This is a genomic window from Shewanella sp. K8, from assembly GCF_028823715.1.
Taxonomy (GTDB): domain Bacteria; phylum Pseudomonadota; class Gammaproteobacteria; order Enterobacterales; family Shewanellaceae; genus Shewanella; species Shewanella algae.
On record NZ_JAPEHY010000009.1, the window covers coordinates 115,947 to 123,129 of the forward strand.

At 46.7% G+C, this 7,183-nt stretch carries 7 protein-coding genes; 4 read left to right on the plus strand and 3 right to left on the minus strand.

The features are described 5' to 3' along the window. The first annotated feature begins 19 nt into the window (after positions 1-19). Positions 20-1,300 (plus strand): winged helix-turn-helix domain-containing protein, encoded by a 1,281-nt coding sequence (locus ON072_RS07285; protein ID WP_025009298.1) that lies wholly within the window; start codon positions 20-22, stop codon positions 1,298-1,300. Between the two features lie 10 nt (positions 1,301-1,310). Here the strand turns inward: ON072_RS07285 and ON072_RS07290 are convergent, their stop codons facing one another. Both ON072_RS07290 and ON072_RS07295 read right to left on the minus strand, forming a co-directional pair. Continuing rightward, on the minus strand, positions 1,311-1,457 hold the full coding sequence (locus tag ON072_RS07290) for a hypothetical protein (protein WP_186298932.1): 147 nt from the start codon (positions 1,455-1,457) through the stop codon (positions 1,311-1,313). 161 nt (positions 1,458-1,618) lie between these two features. Further along, positions 1,619-2,533, minus strand: coding sequence for a LysR family transcriptional regulator (locus tag ON072_RS07295; RefSeq protein ID WP_144380463.1), 915 nt, complete (start codon positions 2,531-2,533; stop codon positions 1,619-1,621). A 112-nt stretch (positions 2,534-2,645) separates the two neighbouring features. Here ON072_RS07295 and ON072_RS07300 point away from each other — a divergent pair, with 112 nt between their 5' ends. The 3 genes from ON072_RS07300 to ON072_RS07310 are packed head-to-tail and all read left to right on the plus strand — an operon-like array spanning position 2,646 to position 5,189. Next, positions 2,646-3,797, plus strand: a complete 1,152-nt coding sequence (locus tag ON072_RS07300; protein ID WP_261752642.1) for an alanine racemase — start codon at positions 2,646-2,648, stop codon at positions 3,795-3,797. A 2-nt stretch (positions 3,798-3,799) separates the two neighbouring features. Next, the gene (locus ON072_RS07305; protein WP_123115597.1) at positions 3,800-4,723 is read left to right on the plus strand and encodes an ornithine cyclodeaminase family protein; all 924 of its coding nucleotides are present in this window, start codon (positions 3,800-3,802) and stop codon (positions 4,721-4,723) included. Next, positions 4,716-5,189 carry a GNAT family N-acetyltransferase gene (locus ON072_RS07310; RefSeq protein ID WP_093982020.1) on the plus strand — a complete coding sequence of 158 codons (474 nt, stop codon included), beginning with the start codon at positions 4,716-4,718 and terminating at the stop codon, positions 5,187-5,189. The genes ON072_RS07305 and ON072_RS07310 overlap by 8 nt, the downstream gene beginning before the upstream one ends. Before the next feature lie 358 nt (positions 5,190-5,547). Here ON072_RS07310 and ON072_RS07315 read toward each other — a convergent pair whose 3' ends face one another. After that, positions 5,548-6,651 carry a phosphoribosylaminoimidazolesuccinocarboxamide synthase gene (locus ON072_RS07315; protein WP_261752641.1) on the minus strand — a complete coding sequence of 368 codons (1,104 nt, stop codon included), beginning with the start codon at positions 6,649-6,651 and terminating at the stop codon, positions 5,548-5,550. Positions 6,652-7,183 lie beyond the last annotated feature (532 nt).

The window sequence follows — 7,183 nt, forward strand, 5'->3', positions numbered from 1 at the left end:
GTGACTTTTCGGAGTGCCAATGCAACAGCTGACTCCCTATTTGGCGTTGGATACCAAGGCAAAACACTTGCTGGATCAACGCGATGGTTCAGAAATCGTCCTGTCGTTTTCTGAGGCTCAGGTATTGTCACACCTGTTGTCTGCCCCGGGAAACGTGTTTGGAAAAGATGAGTTGCTGGCTGTAGGTTGGCCGGAGCGGGTGGTGGCGCTGACCTCACTGACCCAATGCATCAGTATTCTCAGAAAGAAACTGGAACCCTATCCCGAAATTCAACTCAAGACGGTTGCCCGTCGTGGCTATCAGCTGAATATTTCCGAACAGTCCCATGTGCATATGCTGGCCATCTCAGATGGTGAAGCCATCCGCACTGCCTTGGTGAGTGTGTCTCTGAAAATCAAACTCCTGGGTATTTTATTGCTGTTGGGGCTGGTGGGCTTCTTCTGGTACTACAGTGACTATCACGAAATGGTCAAACAGGTGAGCCATTGGCGTGCCGACAAGCAGTTACCCTTGAATGTGGGAGGCACGCTGGCCTCGGCGCAGTTGTTTTACAGTGATGAGGCCAAGCAGCTGCATCCTTCCATGTGGCAAAAGCATCTGGCGCCTGAGGGAAATCTTATCCCCGGATTGAAGCATTTCAGCGCTTATGCCGCCTCGGATGGCCGTAATTATTCTTTTGCCATCTGTCCCAGTGCCGATGAAACAGGCTGTGACGGTGATGGCATCATCAATATCACCGCCATAGATCCGAAACCTGCCGGTCTCAGCATGAAGGAGTTTGTGCCCCTGAGCCAGGAGATGGAGCGGCGGATCCGTTACAACCGCATTATTCTGCCGCCGGCGGTAGACAATGCCGAGTTGGTGGAGCACAACTACCATGCGGATATCTATTTCCCGGTCGCAGATGAGCTCTTGGTGCGTACCGATCTCAGCCTATCGCTGGTTTACGACAGCAAAGACTCGGGGCAGTTTTATTCATCGGCCTGCGTTACCGACCAGGACTGCCTTACCACACCGATCAAATATCAACTGCGGGGCTATTTTCACCAGTACCGCACCGAGATCTCCGGCACCCCGGTGGATGTGTTCCAGGTGAAAGTGAACCAGAAAGAACTCACCAAGCCGGACAATGTCAGTGACTCGGCGATGCACTTCTATCGCGAGATCCGTAAAGACGATATCCGTGACGAGGAGATCTACTACTTCCGGGTCTACCAGGATCACAAGACAGCCGTTTGGATAGTGCCGCAGATGGGTAATTTACTGGCCTGGACCACCTACAGTGAAGTGAAGCTCTGAGCCGATAAGGCTACTTCACTACCATCACAGTGCGTTGATGACAACCCACAACTATCATGCCAACATTGGCGCTCTCGGCCTCTTCGAGGATTTGGCCGGCAGCGCTGCCGCGGCGGATAAGCACCTCGAGCTGCTGCTCTGGATGCAACTGCTGCAAAAGTGCATGGATTTTCTCCGAGGCTAAATATTAATCCACAAAGAGTTAGTTGAATAGCTAATTCATTGTGGGCATTAGCTGGTTAGAAATTCTGTTCTACTTTGATGAATAATAATTGCGAAAATACTAGGTTTGTAGTGCACAACTCCGATAACAACTTACTATCGATTTAACCACGGCGTCTTTTGGCATTGATCTTTTAGTAGAGATAAAAAGCCAGTGACTCGCGCCGACCTCTCATGCGCAGCAGAAGTCACTAGGGCTACAATATTGGCGTTTGGAAGCTCGTAATCAGGTAACAGCCGCACTAATTTACCACTATCAATCTGTGACTGAATGTCCCACTCGGATCGCATGATGATCCCCAAGCCTTGTAACGCCCAGTCTTTAATCACTCTACCCTCATTACTTGCAAGAGAAGGGCGAATACGAATACTTTCTATGGCCCCTGTCACTGCATGAGTAAAGCTCCACAGCGTGACATCTTCATTATTTTCTCTCAAGGCAATACATTGATGCTTCTTAAGATCTTGCGGAGTCTTAGGCTGTCCATGACGAGATAGATACTCCGGCGAAGCGCAAACAAAGCGTTTGTTTGGGGCCAAGGTCACCATCTTAAGGCTGGAATCCGCTAAGTGGCCAATGTAGATGATAATGTCCCATTTATGATGGTTTGCCCAGTTTGGGTTGTCTGACAATTCTAGCTCCACCTCTAGGCGCGGATGAGCTTGTTTATACTCACCTAATAAAGGGGCTATCACATCGTTGCCAAAGCCAAGGGGGGCCAAAACTTGTAGGCGACCACTGACATCCCCTCTGCTTTCATTAAGCTTATCGATGAGTTCATCCAAGTCCTCAAGGATCGAAATACCGGTACCGACTAAGACGCGCCCTTCTTCTGTGAGGCTAACCACACGCGAAGGTCGTTGAAGTAACTTAAGTGATAGCTTCTTTTCGATATGTTGAATACGCTGAGTGACTGATGGAGGCGTTATATTGAGCGCACGAGCTGCATCTGCCAATGTTCTATGGTTAGACACTACCACAAGAAATCGAATATCTTCTGTCGTCAACATTAACTTTCAACCTAATCTATAAGTAGACTTTTGTTAATATAATTCAACATTCTCCTATTTCATAATCATTTCATCGACATTGAACTGCAACTTGCGAGCTTAGGTAAATGAAATGATTAAACATACAGAACACCCTGATTCAGAAAAGCAATACAATGCCATCGGCACACCATTTCTCTACCTGGACAAACAAAAGTTTTTAAAAAATCTCACGCGAATGCGCAGTCATATGTCGAAACTGGGCACGCCACTAAGACCCCACTTTAAAACGGTAAAGTCGTTAGATGCGCTTCCTTACTTAATTAACTCTCTAGAGGACTCAATCACTGTATCTACCCTTGAGGAAGCAGAACAGCTTGCTAATTATGGATGTAAAAACATTCTCTATGCAGTTGGCATATCACAAGAAAAGCTATTACGAGTCGAGCAGTTATTGAAACGTGGCATTAGCATTGTGGTGTTACTTGATAGCATGGAACAAGTCGATTTCGTTAACACCTACTGTCAGGAACATGAGTGTGTCATTAGCTGCCTGATAGAGATTGATTGTGACGGACACCGAGGTGGCGTCAGTGCAGATTCCGAAGCCTTGATTGCTATGGCTAAGAGCTTAGATAAAGGTTTTGCCGACTTTAAAGGTGTGATGCTCCACGCAGGCGAATCTTACCACTGTTCGTCTCAAGAAGCGCTAAACCAATCTGCCAGTAATGAAGTAACGACTGCACAACTTGCAGCGAAACGCCTCGAATTAGTGGGGATTCATTGCGAAATAGTCAGCATAGGGTCTACCCCAACGGCATGTTCATACACAAACACAAATGGAATTACAGAGGTCAGAGCTGGCGTCTATTCGTTGTTTGATTTGGTGATGCATCAGCTTGGAGTGTGTACCTTAAACGATATCGCAATCTCAGTAGTAAGTAGTGTTATTGGACACAACAAATCAAGGGGACAAATATTTGTTGATGCTGGTTGGATGGCTCTTTCTTTAGATAAAGGCCATGACGAACAATGTTATGGCGTGGTTCTCCAACCGAATGGTCAAGAGAGTCAAATACTGAAAGTCGTGCAGGTAAATCAAGAGCACGGCATACTCGAAGCGGCTTCTGGAAGCGAGATCGACTTCGAATGTTTTCCCATTGGTTCTCGAGTTCACATAGTCCCAAATCATGCATGCTCTACAAGCGCAATGCACAGTCAATACCATGTCTTTGACTTGGTCGAGGGGCAAATTGAACAATGGCAACGTATCTCAGGGTGGTAAACATGCTTTATTTAGATGAAAAAACAACCGCAGCGTTAATTACTCACGAACTGGCATACAAAGCAGTCAAAGCGGCATTTTCCGCAGTACAAGAGCAGCACTCATCAATATTTCCGGTCGTTAACGCATCTGGCCAGATAGAAGGTTCAATATTTTCACTAAAATCAGCACGCACAGATCAATTGCTTGGTTGGAAAATGGGAAGTTATTGGCCTTACAATAACCAAGTTGGGCTACCAAACCATGGTACTCATATTTTTCTTCTCTCACCTGATACTGGAGAAATGAAAGCCATTTTGTCAGCAAGTTTGGTTAATGCCTACCGAACCGCTGCAGCTGATGCCATCGCAGTTGATCTATTGGCGAGACAAGATTCAACGGTACTCGCGTTATTTGGCACGGGTCATCAAGCTAAATATGAAGCGCTTGCCATTTCAAAAGTTAGGAACCTATCTAAAGTCATAATTGTTGGTAGAAATCAGACTAGTGCTAACCAACTGGCGCAAGAGCTAAGCGATGAAGGTTTAACAACTGATATCAAAACTGCTCAAGAAGCCTGTGAAAGCGCAGATATTATTGTCACCGTCACGGCGTCTACAGCTCCTCTATTTGAATCGTCGTGGGTGAAGTCTGGAACTCATATTTCTGCAATGGGAGCAGATAAAATAGGAAAACAAGAACTGCCGCCATCGCTGTTTGAGAACGCCACCCTCTACTGTGATTATTTACCTCAGTCAAAAGCGATTGGTGAGTTCCAGCATGCACCAGATAAAGAGATACATCAGATCGGTGATAAGCTTCAATTAAAAGAAAGGAACAAAAACGACATTACTATTTTTGATAGCTCAGGAATTGCCTACCAAGATCTTTATATTGCTAAAATAATTTTAGATAAATACCTATCCAAGGAAGATGGCCATGAATAACGTTAGCTTTTTAAAAATAAACGGTAACACCATCGATGACATTATTGACCTTACAGTGGGAGAGTTTCAAAAGCATCTTATTGCTAATAACGCAGAATGGCTTGCAGAGGCGAGTTTTAACGACGATAGTGTCAGCTACGGCATTTATTTAGGCGACAAGCCAGCAGGGCTCATCTCTCTTATCGATCCAAGACTACTCGATAAGTTCGATGATCACTTTCAAAAGGACCATTTGTACGTGTGGCGTGTCATGATTGACCATCGTTTTCAAGGAAAGGGATTGGGGAGTCACGCGATTAACTTCAGCAAGCGATACGCTTCCATTGTTGGTTTAAAAGGCGTGTCGCTAACCACAATGGATAAAGAGGAAGGGAATGCTCTCTATATTTACCAAAAGCTTGGGTTTACACCAACGGGCAGAAGACTTGATGATGAAATTGAATTAATTTTTAGCTTAGATATTTGATTGAATAAACGGGCTGGACGGTGCAGTGTAGTACTCATGATTTAATTTGTGGTAAAAATTAAGTGGCTATTTAAATTTAGGTTTTCAAATTGTTGATGAATTGATTCATAAAGTTGAGGTTTTAATTTGTCAATCTGGAGAGCTAATTAAGAATATACTGAGATATATTATTTTCTATTGTCACCCCAAACCACTGCCTATGGCGGTGGTGGTTGTCTTAAATTCGGGGTAAAGGTCAATTGATATAAAAAAGACCTAAATGAATAGATCTTTTTATATGCTACCAACCACAAGTAATAACATTCTGGGCTTTATGCTTAACGGGAAATGGCCTGAGTCGCAGCCGCGGCAGAATGCCTTAGTCCACCAGGCCGTATTGTTCCTTGAGTACCCGGATGATTTCCGCCTTGGGATTATCCGAGAGAGTAATCTTGGCTCCGGTGACTTTCTCGGCAATACCTGTGTAGGTACGCGAGACATTCATCATGGCCTCCAGTGGCAGGTCGTTGTCGCAGGCCAGGGCTTCACGTTCCGGCATTCTGTCCTTGTTCAACAGGATATCCGGATCCGGTAAGTGGTTGAGCAGGAACTGACGGAAGCCTTCTTTGGAGTTCTCGAGGATCTTGCCGTCACGGTAGGCGCTGCCATCCCAAATACGTGAAGAGTCTGGGGTTCCCACTTCATCCATATAGATAAGCTTGGATTGGCCTTGTTTGTCAGTGACATAGCCAAATTCGAACTTGGTATCGACAAAGATCTGATCTTGCTGTGCCAGCGCCTCGGAAATGACTTCGAATCCCTGTTTGAGCAGCTTTTCGTATAGATCGATATCTTCAGGCTTTTCAAAGCCGAAGGCCTCGAAGTTGGCTTCGATATCTGCGCGACTGATGTTGACATCATCCTGCTCTGGCACCCCGGGGATCCCCTTGAGTATGCCCTTGGTCGATGGGGTGATCAGTAACTCGGGTAACTGCTGATCCTTTTGTAATCCCTCCGGCAGCGTGATGCCGCAAAATACCCGCTCACCCTTTTGATAGGCGCGCCACATGGAACCGGTAATATAGCGGCGAATAATGGCTTCCACCTTTATCGGGCGAGCCTTTTGCACTATCCACACGAAGGGATGGGGAATGTCGAGAATATGGCTGTCGGCCAGCCCCTTTTCCTTGAACAGGCTGAACCAGTGGTTGGAGATGGCGTTGAGCGCCGCCCCTTTGCCCGGGATCCCTTTGAGGCCATCTTCGCCGTGGAAGATGCAATCGAAGGCGGAGATACGATCCGAGATCACCATGATCGCCAGCGGAGTATCGGCGGGCACATCATAGCCCTTTTCACGGATCAATCTGGCGCTGTCGGCCTCGGTCAACCAGTAGACACTGCGCACTTTTCCGCTGTGAACCGGCTTGTCGGTGCGGATAGGCAAATCATTGTTTATGGCTAGAACGGAATCAGCAAGACTCATGACGAGTATTCCTCTGGGTGTAGGGTTTAAGGCTAAGTCCGGCAGGCGGGGTTATTGTTATCTGCCTGTTTCCGGGAGAATGCGAGCCGGCGGCGGGGCAGCAGCAAGCAGCAAAAAAGGCTGTGCTTGAGAGGTAGAGCCGCTGTGGAGTCATACAAGTATGAGATGCCGCCGACAAAAGATGGGCTATTTTACCTCAGTCGCAACCTTTTGCCACGGGGAGGCTTTGTTTACTGGAGCAAAACTCTGTTCGCGATAGAGACTAATGAGGTTGAACCCAGGGAGCTTGGGCGCTGATTCGGCATCCATGTTTCTGCCGCCTTATTATGCGCCAATGGCTGCCGGCTACACCGAGGGGAATTGGTGCAATTCTGCAATCATAGCGTTGCTTGAAATTGTTTATATACCTACAGACATACGCCTATTTTCCAGGCTCAGGTGGAACTGTGACCTTCTGAGCCAGGGATGTACTCGCAGCGAGTCACAGGATCGCCTGTGCATAAGCCTGCGGCAGGCAATGAGAAACATCCGT

Excerpts from the sequence above, each read along its gene's own strand:
- ON072_RS07315 (WP_261752641.1), bottom strand. The coding sequence starts at position 6,651 with ATGAGTCTTGCTGATTCCGTTCTAGCCATAAACAATGATTTGCCTATC.
- ON072_RS07285 (WP_025009298.1), top strand. The coding sequence starts at position 20 with ATGCAACAGCTGACTCCCTATTTGGCGTTGGATACCAAGGCAAAACAC.
- ON072_RS07305 (WP_123115597.1), top strand. The coding sequence starts at position 3,800 with ATGCTTTATTTAGATGAAAAAACAACCGCAGCGTTAATTACTCACGAA.
- ON072_RS07300 (WP_261752642.1), top strand. The coding sequence starts at position 2,646 with ATGATTAAACATACAGAACACCCTGATTCAGAAAAGCAATACAATGCC.
- ON072_RS07310 (WP_093982020.1), top strand. The coding sequence starts at position 4,716 with ATGAATAACGTTAGCTTTTTAAAAATAAACGGTAACACCATCGATGAC.
- ON072_RS07295 (WP_144380463.1), bottom strand. The coding sequence starts at position 2,533 with ATGTTGACGACAGAAGATATTCGATTTCTTGTGGTAGTGTCTAACCAT.